This is a genomic window from Paraeggerthella sp. Marseille-Q4926, assembly GCF_916618935.1.
Taxonomy (GTDB): domain Bacteria; phylum Actinomycetota; class Coriobacteriia; order Coriobacteriales; family Eggerthellaceae; genus Paraeggerthella; species Paraeggerthella hominis.
Genome location: NZ_CAKAKF010000003.1, coordinates 358,860 through 381,627 on the forward strand (window position 1 = coordinate 358,860; position 22,768 = coordinate 381,627).

The window sequence follows — 22,768 nt, forward strand, 5'->3', positions numbered from 1 at the left end:
TCGATTGCGAAATCCATTGAACCACTTGAAGCCCGGTCAAGGTCAAGTTCTGCACGAAATCTCGAAAAGCGCACGGCCGCACCGGGATCCCGAGCCTCAACCTAAAAACCCCGAGCAGCGGCTCAGCGCTGCTCGGGGCGACAAGGAGCATGATCGCGAAAGGCTACAGATCGCCGCCGGCGATCCAATCAAGGCCCGGATACTCCAGATGGGCGTTGTGCTTCTCAAGCTCGCGCGCAATGGTGATGCGCTGGATGGTGGGAGACCCCTCCTCCAGCCAAAGCGCGCGGCAGTCGCGGTACAGGCGCTCGGTCGGTCCATAAGGAGAGTCTTCGAAGTAGCCGTCACCACCGAATATCTCGAGCATTTCGTCGGACACGAGTTTGACCGCATCGATCGAGAACAGCTTGCACATGGCCGCTTTCTCGGCGATGTAGGGGTTGCGATGGTCCAGGTCGTAATCTTCGGCGAAATCGATCACCATGGTGCGAAGCGCATGGGTCATCGTAGCCATGTTCGCAAGCTTCATCTTGATGGCCTGGCGCGTGTTGATGGTCTTGCCGAACGTCACGCGATCACGGGCGCGCGCAAGCGACATGTCCAGCATGCGCTGGCACATTCCCAGGTTCGAATCGGCAATGTGCACGCGCGAAATGGCAAGCGAGTGCATGGCGACTTCCATGCCCTGGCCCTCTTCGCCCAGCAGGTACTTCGGCTCCAGCTTCACATCGGTGAACTTCAAGCCCGCGTGCCCGGCGCCGCGGCAGCCCATCATGTGAGGCATGGGAACCAGCTCGAATCCGGGAGCGTCCATCGGCACGAAGAAAGCGGACAGGCGCTCGTCGCCGGTCTTCTCGGGATCGGTGACGGCGATGACGTAGGCGAACTGCGACACGTCGGTGTGCGAGATCAGCCACTTCTCGCCATTCAAGATGTAGTTTCCGTCGGCATCCTTGACCGCCGTGGAATGCACGTCGGCGCCGGTACCGCCGGTCTGCTCGGTCAGGGCGAAGCAGGTGAACACGCTTTTGTCGCAGAACTTGTGCATGTACTCGGCTTTGAGCTCAGGGCAACCGTAATCGTCGAGAATGCGCCAGTTGAGGTCGGCCGCGTAATGCAGGTGCATGCGCATGCCGCCGGGGCCGCGAGAGAATTCCTCTTGGACTTGCAGGATCTCCTTCTCGGTAAAGCCCCATCCGCCGTACTCCACCGGAAGAGCGTAGCGATACAGGTTGTTGTCACGCGCGAGGTCGATGAACTCCTGCGGGAACTTGTTCGTGACCTCGACCTCCTTCTGCATTTCTTCAAAAGGCCCCTCGGCGAGCTCGCGGCAGGTCTTGAGGAAGCCCTTGAATTCCTCCTGCGTCAATGTGCCCATACGTCCTCCTTAGCCTCTGCATGCAACGTCTCGGCTGCGATATCCGCGAAACGCGGCGCGTCATAATAGTCCCAGTGTGCCCCAGGTGCAGCAAGGGTGTCCAATAGGAAATGACCGGGGTTTCGTTGCGATCTATAGGAAATTCCGATAGGTTTTCTCAAAATTGAGCAGGACCCGCATTGACTACAGTATTTCCCCAGATCAGGGCATCGTTGAAACGAACGTGGCCCGCTGGTTCAGCCGACGCCGACCGCACGCACAAAACCAGCAAACGCCTACGTTTGGCCAATGACAAAAAAATCGCCTGGAACTTCGAAGCTCCAGGCGGTTCAGGCCGTACTCAGTGCAAGGCGAAACGCTACGCGCTCGCATTCGAAGGCGACACGGCGTTCGAACCCGCCTGGCCCGTCGAAACGTTCGTCGTGGACGAAGACGCCGGCGTGGTTCCATTCGTCTTGCTGGAAGAGGACGCCTCGGCGCCGGCAGTCAGCGGAATGCTGGACAGGTCGAGCGCAGAGCCCAGCCACTTCTTTTCGATAACCGAAATCACGCCGTTGCCTTCAAGCGTGGCCAGCGCGTCGGAAATCGCCTGCTTCAAATCGGAGTTCCCATCGAGCACGCCCGCCGCGTACCCGCTCGGCTGCTGCATGAGCGCCACGATCTTCACGTCGTCGCCCGCGTTATGCGCCGCGTACGTGCCGATGATGGCGTCGGCCGCAACGTACTGCACCTGGCCGGACGCAAGAGCGGCGAACGCGCTCTTCAGATCCTCGGTCGTGGTGATGGTTCCCTGATCGAACTCGTTCGTAACCGCCCACGCGCTCTTAGAGGACACCTGAGCCGCGATTTTCGGCTGGGAATCGTTGGTAGGAACCGCTGTGTTGGAAGGAGCGGAGAACAGGGCCACCGCGGTAGGCAGGTACGCATCCGAAGTCCAGAAGGAATTGCCGGTGTCGGACTTATCGACGTCCATGACCACGTCGACCTTGCCCTCGGTCAAAGCGCCTTCCGGATCGGTTCCCACGTCTACGACCTCAAGCTTCAGGCCAAGGCTGTCGGCCAAAGCGGCCGCCACGTCCACGGCTATGCCGACGATCTTCGTGGAATTCTGGGGCGTGCCCGCAAGCGGGACGTTGCTGGTGTTCACGCCCACGCGCAGCACGCCTTCTTTAGCGATCGTCGGAGACGAGAGCTTCGGCGTTGCCTCGGGCGGCGTATAGGTTTGCTGCGATGTGCAGCCCGTCATACAGGCGACCAGGGCCGCCATGCAAGCGACGACGAAACCGCGCGTCGCAAGCGTTTTCAAACGCTTCATAACCGAAGAGCCTCCATCCACTGCATCTCTCATGATAGCTTCTTCCGACTGACCTAGTCTTTGCCCCCACACTCGCGCACTGGAACCGAGCTTGCGCCATTGTCCTCTCGCCCGCCGCGACGGTATGCCGCGTATAGACGGGCGGTGCGTCTTACCTCTAGGATACGCCATGATCGTCGCGCGCTGCGCACGCGGCTTACGTGGGTCCTTTCGACCGCATCTGCCGTGGACTGAGGTTTTCACCCGCAACTACAGACTCGAAAGAAGCATCCGCTAGTGTATCAGATGATGAATTGAGCCGGAAGCACGCCCGCAGAATCTGCGGGAAACCGTTGCGCACGATTCGACGCGGTTGCAGTTTCAAGAAAGGCACGGGGCCTCCCGCGCCCCCCGTGCTGGATCGGCGCAAAGCACCTGCTGGATCTGCGCTAGGTTTTCGCTGGGTTTGCGCTGGATCCACGTTGGAAAGAGACTGGAAACACGTGCGGAAACGTGCAGATTCGCGCTAGAGAGCACATGGTACGATCCGACCATGATGACATGGAACGCAGCAGAGACGCCCCTGTACGGCGCAGGCAACGCGCCCGAGGCGCAGCGCCTTGCGAAGCGGACGGCTGGCATGCAGGAGCGGGTCCTGCACGTCGCAGCCGCGTACGGACGCGGCGCGGCCGAGGCTCTTGCGGAAACGCTCTGGCCTACGCGCTGCGCAGTGTGCGACAAGCCGGGAGAAGTCCTTTGCGATCGCTGCCGGCTGAACCTTTCCTACATAGACTGGTGGCGCGCCTGCCCTCGATGCGGCGCGCCGTACGGGTTTGCGCAATGCACCGAATGCAACGCGGTGACGTTGAGCGCGCTCGGAAGAGCAGAGCCCGCGCACGACGGCTGCGTCAGCGCCGTCGCCTACGACGACGCCGCCGCGCGCATCGTGCGAACCTGGAAAGACGCCGGGGAGCGGCGTCTCGCGCGCACCATGGCCCTGATCATGGCGCGAACGGTCCCTCCCGCGTGGCTGGCCGAGAATCCCATGGTGGTCGGCGTCCCCGCAACGTCGGCGGCGCGTCGAAGGCGAGGCTTCGACCACGGCGACGACTTGGCGCGCGAAGTGGCAGCGCAGCTGTCCTTGAGCGTCGCTCCCGTGCTAGCGCGCCCCCGCAGCCGGGATCAGAGAACGCTCGCGCGACGCGGGCGCCTCGAGAACATGGATGGAAGGCTTCGTCCCTTGCCCGGCGCAAGCGTTCCAACTGCGGCGCTGGTGGTAGACGACGTATGCACCACCGGAGCCACGCTGTTCTCCGCCGCCGATGCCGTGCGCGAAGCGGGCGCCTCGCATGTCCGATGCCTCACCTTCGCGCGCGTCTGGTAAGGGGCCGCGAACCCGGCGCTTGCTCCTTGGAGCTGGTTGCCGATGCTGCAGGCTACAGGGAGCGCTCGCGCTTCTGCGCCGCCGCAGCGTCGGAGAACTCGGTCACGTCCACCGAGATGCTGTGCTGAATGGGCTTCCACTTGCACTTCTTCACCAGAGCCACCAAGGCGATGGGGATGTAGGTGAGCATGAACAGCGGGAAGGTGAACATGTACAGGACCTTCTTGCCCGTGGTAGACCGGATGGAGTCCCATTCCACGAACGTGGTCAGCACGCCGAACATGAACATGAACACCAGGTAGTTCATCAAGCAGAAGAAGATCGAGGACAGCGACGACGCCACCATGATGCCCGTCGACATCAAGCCCATGGCGGACAACGCGATGATGATGGCGTTGAACGTCACCGAGACGATGGTCAAGAGCATGCCGGGCGCAATGGTCATGAGCATGTCGTAGCACGCGAAGCGCGATCCCTTGGGGTTGGCGACGATGCCCTTCGCCAAGCGCGCGCCGTAATGCCAGAACACCTGGTAGAAGCCCTTCGCCCAACGGAAGCGCTGGTTCCAAGAGTCGCGGAACGTCGTGGGCTGCTCGTCGTAGAGGATGGCCGTGGGGCAATAGCTGATGCGCTGCCCCTCCAGGATGCTGTTCGCGGAGAACTCGATGTCCTCGGTCAGCAGGTGCCATTTCCAACCGCCGTGGCGCTCGATCACGTCCGCGGCGATGAAGAAGCCCGTGCCCGACACGGCGCAGCTCGTGTTGAGCGTAAGGCGCGCCTGGTTCAAGAACTTCGCCTCGCGCAGAAACCATACGGCGTAGCCGGCGGAAATCCAGTTGGAGTCGTAGTTCTTCGAGTTGCGGTAGCTGGTGGAGGCCTTCGCGCCGTTGTCGAAGGTCTTGTTCATTTCGCGGAAGTAGTTCACGTCGAGGACGTTGTCCGCATCGAACACGAAGTACGCTTCGTAGCCTCGGTCGGCGTACTGCTCGCGGATAACCTGGAAGCCGTAGTCGAGCGCGTAGCCCTTCCCCACTTCCTTGTCGTTGGTGCGCGGAAACACGATGGCGCCGGCTTCGCGCGCAACCTGAGCGGTGTTGTCCGTGCAGTTGTCGGCGATCACAAACACGTCGATGAGCTCGGACGGATAGTTCTGCACCTTGATCGAATGGATGAGGTCGCCGATGACCGCGCTTTCGTTGCGCGCCGAAATGACGGCTGCGAACTTGTGGTTCTTTTTGGCCGTCAGCTCCTTGGGCTTGCGCGTAAGCACGACGAACACGTAGTACAGCTGATACGTGTAGCAGATCGTGAACGTGATGAACACGCAGAAGTTGAACACGTCGACGAACGAGATCTGCGAAAAAAACTGGTCTAGCACCTTAGCTCCTTATTCGGCTCCCCCCAGTGGAAGCGCACGCCAAATGCGGCCCAAAGGGCACACAGCAAACTTTTGAAAGTATAGCGACTGCAAAGCCCTTTGGGGCAGCACTGAGTCCGTTCGTTACCGTTTCTTTCGGTTTCGACTCAATAAATCACCGGTCTTCACACAGGTTCTGCATACGAACTTCACAAACGCACCCGCAGCGTGCGGTTCGTCCGTTTTATGAAACGCGCTTCAAGGGCCCCTTCCCCTGCAGCGTGTGATACGCTTACCCACGCAATCAAACGAACCATCGCACGAGCATCGGGAGGCAAATCCTTGAATCACGACATCAAAGACATCGCACTGGCGGACGACGGGTTGGCGCGCATCGAATGGGCCGATCGCGACATGCCCGTGCTGGCATCTATCCGCGAGCGTTTCGAGCGCGAAAAGCCTTTGGAAGGCGTGCGCATCGGCGCGTGCATGCACGTGACCACCGAAACGGCCAACCTCATGCGCGCGCTCGTAGCTTCCGGCGCGCAGGTCACGCTGTGCGCCTCCAATCCGCTGTCCACGCAAGACGACACCGCCGCTTCGCTTGTGCGCGACTTCGGCGTGAGCGTGCACGCCGTGGCCGGCGAGGACATGGAAACCTACGAGAAGCACCTTGAAGCGGTCATCGCCATCAACCCGCAGATCATCATGGACGACGGCGCGGACCTCGACACCGCGCTGCACACCACGTTCACCGACAAGCTGCAGCACGTCATAGGCGGCACCGAGGAAACCACCACGGGCGTCGTTCGCCTCATGTCCATGGCGGCCGAAGGCACGCTCGCCTACCCCGTGTTCAACATCAACGACGCCAACACGAAGCACTGCTTCGACAACCACTACGGCACCGGCCAGTCCACCCTCGACGGCATCGTCCGCGCCACGAACCGCCTGCTGTGCGGGCGCACCATCGTGATCTCGGGCTACGGCTACTGCGGCAGCGGCCTTGCCCTGCGCGCCCGCGGCATGGGCATGAACGTCATCGTGTGCGAAATCGATCCGCTCAAGGCCCTCGAAGCCCACATGGAGGGCTACCAGGTCATGAAGGCCGAAGACGCCGCGCGCTTCGCCGACGTATGGGTGACGGTCACGGGCAACTGCAAGGTGGTCGACGGCCCCGCGTTCGAGAACATGAAGGACGGCGCCATCGTATGCAACTCCGGTCACTTCGACTCCGAGATCAACCTGGAATGGCTCGAGCAGCATGCGGTCAAGAAAGAGGAGATCAAACCGCTGGTCGAGGAGTACACGCTGGCGGACGGTCGCACGGTGATCGTGCTGGCGCAGGGACGCCTGGTGAACCTCGCATGCGCAGAAGGACACCCCGCATCGGTCATGGACATGAGCTTCGCCAACCAGGCGCTAGCTGCCGAGTACCTGTACCTGCACGCCGGCGAGCTTGAGAACAAGGTCTACGACGTGCCCGCGAGCATTGACGACGGCGTTGCCCGCGTCAAGCTGGAAACGCTCGGCATCGAGATTGACACGCTGACCGAAGAGCAGATCAAGTACATGGGTTCCTGGAACTTCGCGACCCTGTAGCCCAATCATGTACCCCTACTCGGACCTGCATACGGACCTGCGCGACTACGCCGTGGGCGTCGCGCTGTTCGACAGCTATCGCTTGGTGGATACGAAGACGAACCTCGTCCATTCGTACTCCGCGTGCAGCGAAAGCGACGTCCCCGTGTGCAGCGAGGACCTATGCTACCGCGTTTGGGGTCGCAAGAGGCCTTGCGAAAACTGCACGTCCCAAGCTTGCCTGGATAAGCAGGAGCAGGTCATCAAGATGGAGCAGCTCAACGGCCGCGTGCTGCTGATAAGCAGCCTCCCCACGGTAATCGCGGGGAGGCCCTACGCGCTCGAGTTGGTCAAAGACGTAACGAGCAGCCTCATGGTAACCGATGAGATAGCCCATGAGAACATAGAGATCACCAGCATGATCGACCGATTCAATACGCTGGCCGTGCGAGATGCGTTCACCATGCTGTACAACAAGACGTTCATCCACAGCGAATTGGAAACGCTGGCGAGCCAAGCCGAAGACCAGCTGGCCGAAGACGGCCGTCCCGCAGCGCTCGTGGCCATCGACGTCGACCTGTTCAAAGAGATCAACGACAATCACGGGCACAGCACCGGCGACGACGTGCTGCTCCACCTTGCCCAGCAATTCAAGAAGGTCGCCCGTTCGCTCGAAGACGGATGGGCCGGTCGCTTCGGGGGCGACGAGTTCTTCCTCTGCGCCCCCCACGGCCTCGATCGCAAGGATTTGGAGTTTCTGGAAACGACGATCGCCGATGCCGAACGGCATCGCTTCGAAAACGGATCCCTGCCGTTCGGCATCACCGTAAGCTACGGGATCGCGTACTTGCAGGCGGGCGACACGCGCCGATCGTTCATAGAGCGCGCCGACGAGGCCATGTACGCAGCCAAGCGAGAACGCCATCGCAGACAGCAAGGCTGACGGACGAAACATCGACCCCGACCCTCGCCTCGCCCTTCGTCTTATCCGCAAGTCCAAGAATGCAGTATCATAGACTCTCACGAGCGGAATCCATCACCGGGCATTCCGCAAGCAACGCCGAGCAACGCGCCGTCGCGCGTGCTCCGTACGGTTTGGAGATGCGGTTTGAGCGCAACGTTTCAAGACCTCGGCTTGTCCGAGACCACGCTGGCAGCTGTTCGCAAGATGGGGTTCGCCACGCCCACCGAAGTGCAGGAGCAGGCCATACCCCTTGCCCTGGAAGGCCGCGACGTTGTGGCGGCGGCAACCACCGGCACCGGCAAGACCGCAGCGTTCGCGCTGCCCATGATCGAGCGCATCGGTCGCGCCAAGCGCCCCGGACGGCCGCGCGGGCTTGTGGTCAGCCCGACGCGCGAGCTCGCCCAGCAGATTGACGCCGCCTGCGTCGAGCTTGCGAAGGGATCGGGGCGACGCATGGTTACCGTCGTAGGGGGCGTTCCGTACAAAAAGCAGCTCGGCAAGCTCGAACGCGGCGTGGACGTTCTTGTGGCTACGCCGGGCAGGCTCCACGACCTTATGGAGCGCGGCGTCGTCAAGCTTGACGACGTGGAAGTACTCGTGCTCGACGAGGCCGATCGCATGCTCGACATGGGTTTTTGGCCGACCATGAAAAAGATCGTCGCCGCAACGCCAGCTCGCCGTCAAACGCTGCTCTTCTCGGCCACGCTCGACCGACGGATCATGGACAACGTCGCGCAAATGCTTCGCGATCCCGCGTTCGTGGAAATCGCCCACAAGGGCGAAACGGCAGAGACCATCGATCAGTTCATCGTCCCCATCGGGCAGATGCAAAAGCCCGCATTGCTCCTTGCCCTGCTCGAAGAGCGCGGCAGCAAGCGCGTCATCGTGTTCACCGGAACGAAAACGCGTGCGGAAATCTGCATGAACCAACTGGTCAGGGCTGGTTATCGCGCGGATTCCATACATTCCGACAAAACGCAGGCGCAGCGCAAGCGCGCGCTCGACGCATTCAGCAAGGGAACGGTCGACGTGCTCGTCGCCACCGACGTCCTGGCGCGCGGCATCGACGTGTCGAGCATCGCCTACGTGGTCAACTACGACCTGCCCGAATCTCCCGAAGACTACGTGCACCGTATCGGGCGCACGGGACGCGCCGGCAAAACCGGTTGCGCGATCTCGTTCGTAAGCCCCGAAGCGAAGCCTGAGCTTTTGGAGATCGAGAAGCTGCTCGGCAAGAAGATTCCCGCAACCACGCTGGAAAGCTACGATAATTCGGAAGCGGTAACCGCACTTGAGAATCGCTTCGTGCCCAAAACGGCGGCCCGAAGCGCAGCAGCGTTCTCGCGGTCCATGCGCACCCGAGGCCGCGGCTGGAGATAGCGCATCGCCGCGAACGCGCTTACACCGTTTCCGCCAGGCGTTTCGCGTGCCACACGTCCATCGCGGCGTACAGCACGCGGAACAAAGCGGTGGCCGAAGCGGCGACGATCGCGAACAGCACGGCCATCTCGAACGTGAACGGCTCGATCCCGAACAGGCCGGAAAACAACGTGGCGCCCAGCGTCGTGCCGCCCACCACAACCGCCAACAGCGCGGCGCGCAACGGAGTGAACGGCACGGACAGCTTCACGATCAGCAGCATGCCCACCCAGGCGGTCAAGAGCACGCACAGGGTGGAAACCTGCGCGTAGCCGATGTGCAAAAGCCCGTACCCCGCAACGTTCGCAGCCAGAACCGAAAGCACCGCGCACACGGCGCTCGGCACCGATCGCACGATCACGTTCTCGAGGAAACGCCCTCTGATGCGGTCCTTGTTCGGCTCGAGCGCCAGCACGAACGACGGAATGCCGATAGTGAACGCGCTGATGAGCGTCATTTGAATGGGCTGGAACGGATACTGCCACGGCAATAAGATGAACAGCACCGCAAGCGTCATGGACAGCAGCGTTTTCACCAGGAACAGCGAAGCGGACCGCTGCAGGTTGTTGATGGAGCGTCGCCCCTCTGCCACCACCTTCGGCATGGCGGCGAAATCATTGTCCACCAGCACCAGCTGCGCCACGTTGCGCGCAGCATCCGACCCGGCAGCCATAGCCACGCTGCAATCCGATTGCTTGAGCGCAAGCGTATCGTTCACGCCGTCCCCGGTCATGGCCACAACGTGGCCGCGCTCCTGCAAGGCCAGCACGAACGCCTTTTTCTGTTCGGGTTTCACACGGCCGAACACGCTGTAGCGCTCGATGGCGGCAGCTATGGAGGCATCGTCGGTCAACGAAGCGGCGTCCACGTACTCGTCCGCACGCGGAACGCCCACCTTGCGCGCGATGCCCGAAACCGTGCGCGGGTCATCGCCGGACAGCACTTTAAGATCGACGCCCTGCTCTTTGAAGTAGCCGATGGTCTGCGCCGCCGTCGCGCGAATTTGATCGTGGATGGCCACGAAGCCGATGGCAACGGGCGAACCGAGGATTGCCCCCTCGTCGTCAAAGCCGTCGACGCGCGCCAGCAAGAGGACGCGCGCATCGCCCGCAAGCGCATTCTGCTGCGCCTCCACCTGGGAAAACGCATCGCCTAAAACGAACTGGCCCGCGCCCATCACGTACGAACGGCCGTCGGCGAACGTGGCTCCCGACCATTTCTTGTCGGAGGAAAACGGTATCGCACGTGTCGAGGCGTAGGACTTCACGGCAGATCCCGCGTAATGGTCCAGAATGGCCAACGCCGTATCGTTCGGATCTTCGTCGGCGCGCGCAAGGGAGGCAAACGCCGCATCCGCTTCGGCCTCGTCAGCCCCGGGGACGCATTCTACGGCCACGACCTCCATCTTTCCCGTCGTGATAGTGCCCGTCTTGTCCAGGCACAGGGTGTCAACACGGGCAAGCGTTTCGATGCAGTACAGCTGCTGAACCAGCACGCGGCTTTTGGACAGGCGCACGACCGCCACGGCCAAGACCGTGGAGGTGAGCAAGATAAGACCCTCGGGAATCATGCCCACCAGCGCCGACACAGTGGACAGAACAGCGCTGTTGAACTCGGTTCCCGACAGAAGATGCTCGCGCGCGAACAAGAGCGCGCCCAGCGGGAAGATGACGAAGCTCACGAACCTGATAATGCCGTTCAGGCTGTTCATGATCTCGGAGTTCACGGCTTTCCGCCGCTTCGCCTCGGCGCTGATCTTCGCAGCGTAGTTCTCGGCCCCCACATGCACCACGCGCGCCCACGCAACGCCGGCGTTCACGAACGATCCGCTCATAAGCTCGTCGCCCACCGTCTTTTTGACGAGCTTGCTCTCGCCGGTCAGAAGGCTTTCGTTCGCATCGCACGCGCCCGACACCACCACGGCGTCGGCGGGAACCTGATCGCCGCGGCCCAGCTCTATGACGTCGTCGCGCACAAGCTGATCGAGGGGAAGCTCCACCCGAACGCCGTCGCGCAACACCGTGGCTTTCGAACTGGCCACGATGGACAGGGCGTCGGTGGTCTTCTTCGAACGAACCTCCTGCACGATGCCGATCAAGGTGTTGCACACGATAACGCCCATGAACAGCATGTTCTTGTACGACCCGGTGATCAGCACGAACAACGCCAGCACCACGTTGATGAGGTTGAACAGCGTGCAAACGTTTTCCACGACGATCTGCCTGACGGAGCGCGTCTTCACGCCGGCGTCAACGTTGACCGCCCCTTCGGCAACGCGGAGGGCCACGTCCTCTGCGGTCAGTCCAAGCCGCTCCTCGCTCATCCCGCTGTCTCCTAGCCTTTGACGTTCACGCCGAGGCGCCGGGCGATGCCCGCCGCTTGGAACAGGTCCATCGAGCATCCGCGCAACTCGCTCATGGTGTCCGACAACACGATGTCCGATAGCTGGCACGTCGAGAAGTCGACGCCGTCCAAGCTTGCCCGGAAAAAGCTCGTCCCCGCAAAGCGCGCATCATCGAACGAAACGCGCTTCTGACGCGCTTCGGAAAAATCGGATTGAGAGAAATCCGTCGAAACCGCAAGAAAATCCGCCAGTCGAGCCTTCGCGAACGACGCGTAAGCGAACGTGCAGTCGCGCAGCTCAACCCGCACGAGCACGGATTCCGACAGGTCGGCTCCAGTGAACTTGCACGAAGCAAACGTGCAGCGCGTGAAATTAGCCTCCGAAAACGAGCTGTTGGAAAAGTCGCAGTTCGAAAACGCCACGTCCGAAAACGTGGAGCGCGCGAAGTCGCACCCTATGCAGGAGCACCCTTCGACGCGCGATCCCGAAAGATCAAGCAACCCGAAATCTTCCCCGACCGAACCGTCCCCTGTTACACGCACGTGAGAAATCTGCAGATCGCCGTCTGCATCTTCAATCCACGAAGACAAGCTGGCAACGTCGACAAGCTCACCGGGGATACCGGGGTTGGCGGAACGCAGGCGCTGCGCGGTGTCGGGCATACAGTCTCCTTCCGATCACGTTCATTCTACCTGATGCCCGCAGAGGCTCCGCTCATGCAACCCGAAAGCACAAGACGAAAAGGAAGCGGACCGCCGCCGGCCGCCGCCGGGCTGAGCCCGGCGTGGACGAGATGCCGCCCTCCCGTCCGCCCCGCCCGCTCAAGACGGCACCCCAACCGGCGAACGATCGCGGCAGACGGCTCTCGGCAACGCTTAGTCGAGGCTCATGCGAAGCAGCGGGAACGGGCGACCCGCATCGTCTACGGCAGAGCGCTCGGACACCGTGAAACCCTCGTGCCGGTAGAAGCCGACGGCCTGGGGATTCTGCTCGTTCACGTCGAGCCGCGTCGCTCCGTGCAGCTCGACCGCGCGCGCAAGAAGCACCTTTCCCACACCGCGGCCGCGCGCCGGGGGCGCCACGAACAGCATCTCCAGCTTGCCGCCCTGCACACCCGAGAAGCCGCACGGCTCACCGTCCAAGCAGGCGACTTCAAGAACCTCCACTCCCGCAAGCCCTGAACGCACTTCGGGGCGAAGGGCTACAACGTCTTCCTCTGTCAGGAAGTCGTGCGTCGCACGAACCGAAGCCTCCCATATCGACGCAAGCGCGGAAATCACATCGTCCGATCGCTCTTCCGGCACTGCTATGCTCAGTCGCTCATCCATAGAAACCCTTTCTCGCACCGCGCATTCTACCCGAATCCGCAAAAAGCGTGCGGCGGTCCGCCGCGAACACCTCAAGCTCCCCAGACGTCCCAGGCATCCGTCCCGCACGCGAGTCCATCCTCCTCGCGCGCAGAAGACGCCTCTTCCGGCACGATCTCCTCCACGAACCAGCGAGGCCCCTCGAAAAACAGGCAGGTGGTTCGTGAGCCGATGCGCACGATGAAACGCGTGCCCATGCCGCCCACTTTGAGGGAGGCGGCTTGACGCACGTCCAGCACGCGATCGATCGCGAACACGCGCCCGTCGTCCCACGCGATGGTCAAAGGAACCAGCTTGCCGTCCTCAAAATGACGGGCGACCACTTCCACGTAGCGTTTTCGCCTGCCGCGCCCATCGCGCGGCGGCGCCTTCCGCATTGTCGTCTGCATCATGACGTTCTCTAACGATGCAGTACGCCGACGGGATGCACGGTGTTCTCGTCTTTGATGTCGGTGCCGGCAAGCGTCTCGTCGGCCAACTCCGCCCCGCGCACAACGCACGTGTTGCCGTAGCGACGCCGCAAGTCGTCAATCGCGAAATCAAGATCTTCCAGATGCGCACGCCCGTCGTCGACGAACGAGAGCTGCACGGGCTCGCGCATCGACGAGAGGTCGGAGGCACGCACGTGCAGCGCGCGCACCGGATGCCCTTCATCGAGCGCTTCGTTGGCTCGCAGCAGTCCCCAGGCCGCCTGCGCGATCTCGAGCGTGGCCGCCGTGGGACGGCGCAGCTTCGCCTGCCGCCCGTAACCGGACAGATCAAGGCCGCTGCGAACGCCGATGCTCACCGTTCTCGCGCGCACGCCGTCTTCGCGCAAACGTTGCGCCACCGACTCCGACAGCAGCCAGATGAGAGCCTTCGCATCCCGCTCGCATACGATATCGTGCGGCGCGGTCAACCCGTTGCCGTAGCTCTTGACCGTGCGATCGACGTCGCGCCGGTCCGGATCGTACGGCTTGACGGGAGTATCGTCTTCACCGCGCGCGTACGTGCGCAGCATGAACCCGATCTTGCCGAACCGCCGCTGCAAATAAGCATCGGACGCGTGGGCCAAGTCCCCTATGGTGAGGATGCCCGAACCGTGCAGCTTGCGCTCGGTTGCCGGCCCCACGTACAAAAGCGAGCGAACGGGCGCCGTCCACACCACGTCACGGTAGTTCGCGCGGTCGATAACGGTGATCGCATCGGGCTTTCTGTAGTCGCTGCCGAATTTCGCGAACACTTTGTTCCAGCTCACCCCGATCGACACCGTCACGCCCAGCTCCTCTTTCATACGGCTGCCGATCTCCTGGGCGACCTCGTACGCATCCCATCCGCGCCGTCGCATCGAACCGGTGATATCGAGCCAACTTTCATCTAAGCCGAACGGTTCGACCAAGTCGGTGTACTGATTGTACACGGCGCGCGCCATTTCCGAATACGCTCGATACAGCTTGTAGCGCGGAGGAAGCACGACGAGGTCCGGGCATTTCTTGCGCGCCTGCCACAACGTCTCGGCCGTCCTGATGCCGTACGCCTTCGCCTCTTCGCTCTTCGTGAGCACGATGCCGTGCCGCAATTCCTCCTTGCCCGCAACCACCACGGGCCTGCCGCGCAGCTCGGGCCGCTGCGCCTGCTCCACGCTGGCGTAGAAGGAATTCATGTCGCTGTGCAGAATAATGCGCTCCAATGGTTCTCGACGCCCCCTTGACTCTTTTGCACCTCTCGTCGTATTATACGAACTAATGTTCGCATGATAGGCTTCAAAAGTCAATCGAACAAAGCGTGAAAATCTCTCGGAAGGCATCCGGTTCCGAACCCGCGCCCGTTCGACGGAAATCGAAACCAGCATGTCGGCATCGTCGTTGATCGCCAGTCGCGCAAAGCCTAGGAGCCGCCGCCCCGCCCGCTTCGCGCACCGAAAGAAAGGGAGCTTATGAAACGTCTTTTCCTGTCCTCCTCGTTCGAGGACGTTGCGCACATCTTCGACGACTTCGCGGCCGAAGACCTGCAAGGCAAGCGCGTCGCGTTCATCCCCACGGCAGCGCTGCACGAAAGCGTCGATTTCTACGTAGAGGCAGGAAGGGCGGCCCTGGCGAAGCGCGGCCTCGTCATCAGCGAGCTGGAGCTTTCAACGGCTACCGCTTCGGAAGCGGCGGCTGCGCTCGAAAACAGCGATTGCATCTACGTTTCGGGAGGAAACGCGTTTTTCCTGCTTCAGGAGATGCGGCGAACCGGAGCCGACAAGATGATAGCCGCACAGATAGAGTCAGGCAAACTCTATATCGGGGAATCGGCAGGGTCGATGATCCTATCGCCGAATATCGAGTACGCCCAAGCTATGGACAACCGCGAAGAGGCGCCCGATCTACCCGACTTCGAAGCGCTGAACGCCATCGACTTCTATCCCTTGCCCCATTACGCAAGCGCGCCGTTCGAGACGGCGACCGAAAGCATCGTCGCTTCGTACGGAACAAGCCTTGCGCTCATGCCCATCGGCAACGCTCAAGCCGTCACCGTGCACGGCGACGTGGCCACTATGAGAGAATAGACCCCGCCGAACACCGTTTCAGCGCACGGCCACCGAAGGAGGACGGAGCCATCAACGCCATCGACAACGCGCGTGTACGATCGTACCGACTGCGCGCCCATCACCTGGATCGGAAAGTTTCCATCGATCAGCTGCTGCAAGCTGCCGGAGCCTGCGGACTGCAGAACACGCCGCCCGGAGCGTGGGAAACCGCGCTGTTCAACCGCGTAGAAGGGTGCACCCTGACCCACCTGCGCGAGCAGCTGTACGAGCGGAAAACCCTGGTACAGGCATGGAGCTTTCGCGGGGCGCCCGTCGTGTTCCCCGCAGACGAACGCGACGCGTTCCTAACAGCGCTCGTCGCCGAGCCCGACGAGGAGCCTTGGATCTACACGCGCGGCGCATCGGGCGCGCTCGATCATGTGGGCATGTCGTTCGGCGATCTGCTGCCTCTGGTGGAAAAGGCCGCGAAACTGCTCGACGACCGAACGATCGAAGGCAAAGATTCCCTCGACCGCGCAATTGCGGACGCGATCGAGGCCGACCTGCCGCAAGGCGCGCTCGGTCCATGGCGCGATCCGTCCATGTACGGCAATCCCGACAAGCAGACCGTCGGTCAGGCCGCCGTTTCGTTTCTGCTGCGCCCATGCTCGTTCAAATCGCTCGTCGTCTTCGGCAGACGCGAAGGGTCCATCCCTTCGTTCTCATCGTACCGAGCATGGACGGGGCGGCGGGATGCACCCGCACCCTCCCCCGCTGCAGGGAAGCAGCTTGCTCGGAAGTTCCTCCATTGCTACGGACCGACCACGCTCGGCTCCTTCGCCGCATGGCTCGGCAGCTCCAAGGCTCAAGCCAAACGGCTCTGGTCGTCCATCGAAGACGAGCTTTTCGCCGTATCCGTTGACGGAAAGAAGCGTTTCATCCACGCTCTCGATATCGACAACCTGCGACAAGCCGAACGGCCCGCCGCACGCCTATTGTTGCTAGGGGCGCATGATCCCTACCTTGACCTGCGAGATCGCGAAATCATCCTGCCCGATCCCCAGCGACGAAGGCTCGCATGGAAAACCGTGGGCAATCCAGGCGTCGTGCTCGACGAGGGCCGCATCATCGGGGTATGGAACGCAAGGACGGCGAAGAGCTCCCTTGACGTCTCGATACGCCTATGGGAACCCCTCGAGCCCGCAAGGCAGGCTCAGCTCGAACGGCTTGCCGAAGAGCATGCCACGTTTCGCCAACTCGCCCTGAAAACCTGCACCGTGGAAAGCGAATGAATACCATGTCGAACATCACCGTCAGCCACGCCACCGAAGGAACGCTTGCCGACGTCTGCCTGGACATTCCGAAGCGCGCCCTGACGGTGTTCACCGGACTTTCCGGTTCGGGAAAGTCGACGCTTCTCGTAGACGTGCTGTTCAACGAATGCCAGCGCCAGTATTTGGAAGCGATGGGAATGGAAGGCATTCGAAAGCCGCGCGTCGAACGCATAACGGGGGCCTCCCCTGCCGTTCTGGTAACGCAGTCCGACGTCAACAGAAACCCCCGTTCCACCGTAGGCACCGCAACCGATATCTACACCGATCTGCGCATGGTGTTCGAAAAGCTGCATGTGCGCGCATGCCCATGCTGCGGTGAAGAGATCTGCGCAGCCAATTGCCAGGAAGAAACCGAACGAGACGGCGACGAGTTCTTGGTGTTCATGCGCTGCAGCCTATGCGGGCACCGCATGCGCAAGATCACGCGCACCGAGTTCTCGTTCAACACGAAAGAAGGCGCCTGCCCCGTATGCGAAGGAATCGGCAAGACGCTCGCCATCGACTGGAGCCGAGTCCTGCACGAGGATCGGTCGGTGGAAGACGGAGCGGTCGACGCCTGGAACCATCGATACCAAGCCTACCAAGCCGATGCACTGCAGCGCGCATTTCGCCACTACGGTCTGCCCGACGCAAAGAGCCTGCCCGTCGCCCAGTTCGACAGCCTGCAGAGAGAAATCCTGCTGCAAGGCACGGAAAGCCCTGCGCTCTCGCAGGCGCTTCCAAACGTCGAGCCGCCGAAAACCGTTGCCGCAGGCCGGTTCGAGGGCGTAGAACCCCTGCTCATGCGCCGTCTTGCCGAACGAGAGGGCGCCGCGCGCGACGATCTTGCGCAAGCGTACTTCGCCTCCGCGGAATGCCCCGCATGCAATGGAGAGCGGCTGGGAACAGCCGGCAGGCAGGCGCATATCGACGGCATGCGCCTGCCGGAATTGGCGAGCGCGACGCTCGACGAACTGCAATCCTGGGTCGCAGACCTGGCGGGCGCGCTTTCTTGCGAGCATCGACCGCTCGTCGAGGACCACCTGCGCGACATCGAAACGAAACTGAACCGTCTTCGATCGCTTGGCTTGGATTACCTTTCGCTCGACCGCCAAACCGTTACGCTTTCGGGCGGCGAACTGCAGCGCATGCGCCTGGCCGCCGTGCTCGATTCGGAGTTGACCGACGTCGTGTACATCATGGACGAGCCGACGGCGGGCCTGCATCCGCGAGACACCGCAGGCATGACGGCAACGTTGAAACAGCTCCGCGACAAGGGCAACACGGTGCTCGTCATCGAGCACGACCCCGACGTGATGCGCGAAGCGGATTTCATCGTGGACATGGGACCGTGCGCGGGACGCCGCGGCGGGCGCGTCGTAGCACAGGGAACCGTTGAGGAGATAGAGCGCTCCGGCGCTTCCGTCACGGGTTCCTGGCTGAAAGCCCCTCGACCGGGAAAAACCACGTTTCGCCCCTTCGCAAGCACGGCGCTGGAAGTGCGCAACGCCCGCGTGCACAACCTGCAGGGCATTGACGTGCGAATACCCGAGCAATGCCTGGTCACCGTATGCGGGCCATCGGGGTCGGGAAAGTCGACGCTCGTGTTCGACCTGATAGCTCAAGGAGACCGTCCCGGCACGCAAAACGCCGTTGCGGGCCTGGATCGTTTCGACCGGATAATCCAAGTCGACCAAACGCCCCTTGCCCGCATGAAGCGCTCAAATGTGGCCACGTACGCAGGCGTCTACGAAGGCATCCGCAAAGCCTTCTCCGCCACCGCGCAGGCGAAGGCCGCCGGGCTGACAGCGCGCAGCTTCTCGTTCAACTCCCCGGGCGGGCGATGCGAGCGCTGCGAAGGGCTCGGGCGCGTAAGCAGCAACATGCTGTTCTTCCTGGACGTCGAAACAACCTGCCCCGCATGCCACGGTAGGCGATTCTCCGAAGAAGTGCTCGACGTGCGCTACAACGGGCTTTCCATCGACGAGGCGCTGGCCCTCCCCGTCGACGAGGCGTCAAGCGCCTTCGAAGCGCTTCCGAAATCGGCGCGCGCGCTTCGCTTGCTCGAAGACGTGGGCTTGGGCTACGTGCAGCTGGGACAAACCCTCGCAACGCTTTCCGGAGGCGAAGCCCAGCGTTTGAAGCTTGCAAAGGAGCTGATAGCGGGTTCGTCGAAGTCGAGTCTGTATCTGCTCGACGAGCCTACGCGAGGCATGCATCCCCAGGATGTGGAGCACTTCTTGAACCTTGTAGACAGATTGGTGGACGCAGGCGGAACCGCGATCATCGTGGAGCATAACGCGCACGTGATAGAGCGCAGCGACTGGGTCGTCGAGCTGGGGCCGGAAGGAGGCCGCAAAGGCGGGTGCATCGTGTTCGAAGGAACTCCCGCCAAGCTGAAGTCAGCCGAAACGGAAACAGCGCGATACCTGCGCCGAAGCTAACGCACGCATTCCGATCCACGCCGAATCATGCGCGCCATCGTCGCGCAGGCGACGATGGCGGCAGCCACCACCAGCAACGGTTCGGCCAAAAGCGAGGCGAAGCCGCACAAAGACCCGACGATCGCAAGGCCCCCTTCGCCCCACGGTCGCATACTGCTCGAGCGCAGGCGCACGGCTTCCAAGCCGAAGCTGAGCACGACGGCGGCGTTCAGCGCAACCGCCAGGACCAACGCCGGCGCAACAGGCGCGCCCGCAGGCAACGTAAACGGAACGGTCGCGCACGAGACCGCCGTCACCAAGCAAAACGCCGGCAAGGAGTCGCCCACGAGCAACGCGAGCGTTCCGTAGGGCAGCTGATCGCGCACGAGCCGCACGCGCATATCGTCGCGAAACGCACGCGTGACCTCGCGCGCCGTCGATGCCAGGCCCACCAGCATCGCCAACCAGAATACCGGCCCCGCAACGCCGTACCCGCCGAGCAGCGCGCTCACGCCGAAAGGCGTTATCCCTGCCCCCAGCATCAAAAGCGCCGGCAGGCCCTCGTACTGGCGCACCAGGGAAAGCGCCGCGCGCGCCACGAGCGCAGCAGGACCCGCAGCCTGCGGCAACCGCAAAAACGGACCGCGCCGAGCCAACTTGCAGCGACGGCGGTAATCCCCCACCGTCGTAGAATCAAGCAGCGAGAAAAACCCGAACGAGCACGTATCGGCGTACAGGGCGTTCTCCTCCACCATGCGCACCCTATCGACCCGCTTCGCCAGCAGCAACAACGCCAAGAACCCCGCGACAAGCAGCCCTACGGCAGCAGCAACCGCCTGCACGACGGCGTTCGATTGCGCAAGCGCACCGGGAGCCCAGGCAATCGCAAGCGCTCCATACGCCACAACCGCGGCCAGCGACGCAAGGGCGAGCATCGCGACAGCCTTCCAACGGCGAATCGTGCGCGGCAAGGCGAGGCGCGCCGCTCCCACGACCCTGCCTGCCGCAAGCGGAACCGCCGTCCACAGCGAAGCGATCAGGGCCGTCGTCAAAGGGTCGACGAACCACCCCAAAGCCGCTCGCACCCCAACGGCAAGCAGATAGCCCGCAGGCGCCGCCACAGCCCCTCCCGCGATCATCGTTATTGCAGCGGATACGCCGACGAGCGCCGTCGACCCGATGGGGCTTGCGGCAACGTAGGCGATATCGGGATGGGAAAGCTTGACCCACGATGCGCGCAACCCCCGAAACGAGCTCACCGCGAACACGACCGCCGGCACCGCGAACGCAAACAGAAGAACGCCGAGGGCCAGGTCAGGACCCAATGCGACGAATGCCTCCTGCACCGTATCGAGCAGCCAGAGCCACATCATCGCCAAACATATCCCTATGAACCCTATGATGTACGCTTGGTAGCTCCGCTCTCCCCACCCGCGATCGTCGACAAGGTCGGAACCCGTAGCGTGCAACGCCCGCACCAGGAACGTGCGAGCGTGCCGCACGCGCAGCCGCAGAAGCAATCGCACATCGCCCATGCCGATCAGCCTCGCTCGAAGCCGTCGAAAAGATCGCCCGGCCGCACGTCACGCACCGTCGACAGCCGCTCGCCCTCAAGATGCAGCAGCAGGTCGGGGTTCAAATCGGGGACGTTGTGGTGGCAGCTGACCAGCACCGCCGCACCGTCGGCGCGAGCAGCCGACAGAAAAGCGCTCAACCGTCGCGACGCATCTCGGTCAAGCGGTCCGTACGGCTCGTCCAGCAACAGCAGACGCGGCTTGCGCATGAAGGCCAGCACGAGCGCCAGCTTCAATCGCATGCCGCGAGAATACGACGAAGGGAACCGATCCGCATGCGCCGCGAGCCCCAGGTCGTCCAGCAATCGCCGAGCCTCGTCGGTGGCATCGGGCACGCGGTTCGCATCGAGTACGAAGCGAATATGCTCAGCGGCGGTTAAATCGTCGTAAAAGGACGGCACGTCGGGCACGAAGGCGATCTCTCGACGCACAGCGCGATCCGAACCGTCGAACGGCCGCCCGAACACCTCGACCGTCCCTTCGCTCGGCATGCTCCATCCCGCCAAGCATCTGAGCAGCGTGGATTTTCCCGACCCGTTCGGGCCGGTCAGAAAAGCAATCTGACCAGGATTGATCCGAAAAGCCACATCGCTCCACACCTCGCTTCGCGCATAGCGAAACGAAAGACCCTCCGCCCGCAGCGCCGGCGTCTTCTCCACTGCCTCGACATCCATGCTCTCACGCTCCTTCGCGACGCATCATAGCGCTTTCAGTCGGGCAAGCAAGCCCGAGAAACGCGGCGAGCGCTCGAGGCCATCCAGCACGCCGTCGCGCAGGACGCCGTCTCGAACCTGACCCTTCAACCCCGCTTTTCCGAACAGGGCTTGAGCCATGCGCGGAATCGACGGATCCTGCCCTCTCGCGCCGGAAAGTCGATCGAAAAGAACATCGGACGGCGGCTTCGGCATCGCATCCTCGTCCATGCCCTCCAAAAGGAGGACGAACCGCTCGAGACACGCTGAAGCGCGGTCCTCGTCGCCCGCGCGCAGAAACGCCGCGAACGCGTCTCCCCAGAACATGCCCACCATCATCGGATTGTCGTCCTCGAAGGCGAACCCTCGGACCATCGCTTCGCCCGCCCGCACCAGCGCCTCGACGCGCTGGCGGTCCTCCTCGATCGACAGCTGGAAAACAATGCTGTTGAACGCGCCGGTAGATCCGCAATACAGCGACTCTTGAAGCAGGCGCAAGCAAGACTCCCGGTCGCCCTTCATGTCGTACAACCCGGCCAGCATGTCGTCGATCGGGGCGCACCGATCGGGCTTGAGCGCTTCCAAAAGACGGATCGCGGCTTCCACGTCGCCCGATACCGTCATCATCGAAGCGCGCATGATCTTCACGTTCCTGATCAGCTCAAGGTCCTCTGCGCAAGCTTCCACGCGATCGAACAGCGCGCCGGCGCGCCGCACGTTCTCTTCCCGACGCTCTTCGTCCGCCGTCGCTCGAAGGACGTAGAGCATCCCTATATGCACGAGCAAATCCCAGCACGCATAATACGACGCCGCAAGATCCTCCATACGCTCGTACGCAGCATCGGGATCATCGCCGAACTGCTCGAGCAGCTCGGCGTACAGCTCGCGCACGCGTTCCTTGCTCACCTGAGGACGATAGTCGAACAGCTCGTCGAGCGTAAGATCGAAGTACGCCGCGATGCGCGGCAGCAGGGTCGTGTCGGGCAGGCTTTGCCCCAGCTCCCACTTCGACACGGCAGCCTTCGTCACGCCCATGTGCGCAGCCAGGTCCTCTTGCGTCACGCCGATCGCTCGACGCTCTCGTGCAATAACGTTTCCAATGTTGATATCGTTCATGGTCGGTCTTTCTGAAGATTGCGACGGCTGCACGGCCCAAGCGCATGCGCGGGCTTGAACTCAGTATGAGA

At 62.5% G+C, this 22,768-nt stretch carries 18 protein-coding genes; 7 read left to right on the plus strand and 11 right to left on the minus strand.

Going from position 1 to position 22,768, the window contains the following annotated elements:
• Window positions 1-163: 163 nt before the first annotated feature.
• Together LG373_RS06805 and LG373_RS06810 are read right to left on the minus strand one after the other, a co-directional pair.
• The gene (locus LG373_RS06805; protein ID WP_216529867.1) at window positions 164-1,378 is read right to left on the minus strand and encodes an acyl-CoA dehydrogenase family protein; all 1,215 of its coding nucleotides are present in this window, start codon (window positions 1,376-1,378) and stop codon (window positions 164-166) included.
• 358 nt (window positions 1,379-1,736) lie between these two features.
• Complete coding sequence (locus LG373_RS06810; protein ID WP_225749365.1) at window positions 1,737-2,726, minus strand: ABC transporter substrate-binding protein; 990 nt, start codon at window positions 2,724-2,726, stop codon at window positions 1,737-1,739.
• 499 nt (window positions 2,727-3,225) lie between these two features.
• On the opposite strand from LG373_RS06810, the gene LG373_RS06815 reads away from it, so the two are divergent.
• Window positions 3,226-4,056, plus strand: coding sequence for a ComF family protein (locus LG373_RS06815; protein ID WP_225749366.1), 831 nt, complete (start codon window positions 3,226-3,228; stop codon window positions 4,054-4,056).
• A gap of 52 nt (window positions 4,057-4,108) precedes the next feature.
• Here LG373_RS06815 and LG373_RS06820 read toward each other — a convergent pair whose 3' ends face one another.
• Window positions 4,109-5,434 carry a glycosyltransferase family 2 protein gene (locus tag LG373_RS06820; RefSeq protein WP_225749367.1) on the minus strand — a complete coding sequence of 442 codons (1,326 nt, stop codon included), beginning with the start codon at window positions 5,432-5,434 and terminating at the stop codon, window positions 4,109-4,111.
• A gap of 321 nt (window positions 5,435-5,755) precedes the next feature.
• Between LG373_RS06820 and ahcY the strand changes: the two genes are divergently transcribed.
• The 3 genes from ahcY to LG373_RS06835 all read left to right on the plus strand — a co-directional run bounded on the left by ahcY (window position 5,756) and on the right by LG373_RS06835 (window position 9,338).
• On the plus strand, window positions 5,756-7,015 hold the full coding sequence (ahcY, locus tag LG373_RS06825) for an adenosylhomocysteinase (protein WP_225749368.1): 1,260 nt from the start codon (window positions 5,756-5,758) through the stop codon (window positions 7,013-7,015).
• 7 nt (window positions 7,016-7,022) lie between these two features.
• Window positions 7,023-7,937, plus strand: coding sequence for a GGDEF domain-containing protein (locus LG373_RS06830; RefSeq protein ID WP_225749369.1), 915 nt, complete (start codon window positions 7,023-7,025; stop codon window positions 7,935-7,937).
• A gap of 165 nt (window positions 7,938-8,102) precedes the next feature.
• On the plus strand, window positions 8,103-9,338 hold the full coding sequence (locus tag LG373_RS06835; protein ID WP_370632876.1) for a DEAD/DEAH box helicase: 1,236 nt from the start codon (window positions 8,103-8,105) through the stop codon (window positions 9,336-9,338).
• A gap of 19 nt (window positions 9,339-9,357) precedes the next feature.
• Here the strand turns inward: LG373_RS06835 and LG373_RS06840 are convergent, their stop codons facing one another.
• The 5 genes from LG373_RS06840 to LG373_RS06860 all read right to left on the minus strand — a co-directional run bounded on the left by LG373_RS06840 (window position 9,358) and on the right by LG373_RS06860 (window position 14,757).
• Window positions 9,358-11,700 carry an HAD-IC family P-type ATPase gene (locus tag LG373_RS06840; protein WP_225749370.1) on the minus strand — a complete coding sequence of 781 codons (2,343 nt, stop codon included), beginning with the start codon at window positions 11,698-11,700 and terminating at the stop codon, window positions 9,358-9,360.
• 11 nt (window positions 11,701-11,711) lie between these two features.
• Window positions 11,712-12,383: a pentapeptide repeat-containing protein gene (locus LG373_RS06845; protein ID WP_225749371.1), complete on the minus strand. Its 672-nt coding sequence runs from the start codon at window positions 12,381-12,383 to the stop codon at window positions 11,712-11,714.
• A 213-nt stretch (window positions 12,384-12,596) separates the two neighbouring features.
• Window positions 12,597-13,049 carry a GNAT family N-acetyltransferase gene (locus tag LG373_RS06850; protein WP_181792602.1) on the minus strand — a complete coding sequence of 151 codons (453 nt, stop codon included), beginning with the start codon at window positions 13,047-13,049 and terminating at the stop codon, window positions 12,597-12,599.
• Between the two features lie 71 nt (window positions 13,050-13,120).
• The gene (locus tag LG373_RS06855) at window positions 13,121-13,480 is read right to left on the minus strand and encodes a hypothetical protein (protein WP_370632877.1); all 360 of its coding nucleotides are present in this window, start codon (window positions 13,478-13,480) and stop codon (window positions 13,121-13,123) included.
• A gap of 8 nt (window positions 13,481-13,488) precedes the next feature.
• A complete protein-coding gene (locus tag LG373_RS06860; protein WP_225749372.1) occupies window positions 13,489-14,757 on the minus strand; it encodes a DNA polymerase IV in 1,269 nt (422 codons plus the stop codon).
• A 246-nt stretch (window positions 14,758-15,003) separates the two neighbouring features.
• Here LG373_RS06860 and LG373_RS06865 point away from each other — a divergent pair, with 246 nt between their 5' ends.
• The 3 genes from LG373_RS06865 to LG373_RS06875 all read left to right on the plus strand — a co-directional run bounded on the left by LG373_RS06865 (window position 15,004) and on the right by LG373_RS06875 (window position 19,336).
• Window positions 15,004-15,618 (plus strand): Type 1 glutamine amidotransferase-like domain-containing protein, encoded by a 615-nt coding sequence (locus tag LG373_RS06865; RefSeq protein ID WP_225749373.1) that lies wholly within the window; start codon window positions 15,004-15,006, stop codon window positions 15,616-15,618.
• A 158-nt stretch (window positions 15,619-15,776) separates the two neighbouring features.
• Complete coding sequence (locus tag LG373_RS06870) at window positions 15,777-16,871, plus strand: winged helix DNA-binding domain-containing protein (protein WP_225749560.1); 1,095 nt, start codon at window positions 15,777-15,779, stop codon at window positions 16,869-16,871.
• Between the two features lie 5 nt (window positions 16,872-16,876).
• A complete protein-coding gene (locus tag LG373_RS06875) occupies window positions 16,877-19,336 on the plus strand; it encodes an excinuclease ABC subunit UvrA (RefSeq protein ID WP_225749374.1) in 2,460 nt (819 codons plus the stop codon).
• Here the strand turns inward: LG373_RS06875 and LG373_RS06880 are convergent.
• The 3 genes from LG373_RS06880 to LG373_RS06890 are packed head-to-tail and all read right to left on the minus strand — an operon-like array spanning window position 19,333 to window position 22,697.
• Window positions 19,333-20,850, minus strand: coding sequence for a hypothetical protein (locus LG373_RS06880; RefSeq protein WP_225749375.1), 1,518 nt, complete (start codon window positions 20,848-20,850; stop codon window positions 19,333-19,335). The two genes, LG373_RS06875 and LG373_RS06880, sit on opposite strands and share 4 nt — an antisense overlap.
• 5 nt (window positions 20,851-20,855) lie before the next feature.
• Entirely contained in the window at window positions 20,856-21,563 is a 708-nt protein-coding gene (locus tag LG373_RS06885) for an ABC transporter ATP-binding protein (RefSeq protein WP_225749376.1), read from the minus strand.
• A 24-nt stretch (window positions 21,564-21,587) separates the two neighbouring features.
• Window positions 21,588-22,697 carry a helix-turn-helix domain-containing protein gene (locus LG373_RS06890; protein WP_225749377.1) on the minus strand — a complete coding sequence of 370 codons (1,110 nt, stop codon included), beginning with the start codon at window positions 22,695-22,697 and terminating at the stop codon, window positions 21,588-21,590.
• Window positions 22,698-22,768: the final 71 nt, after the last annotated feature.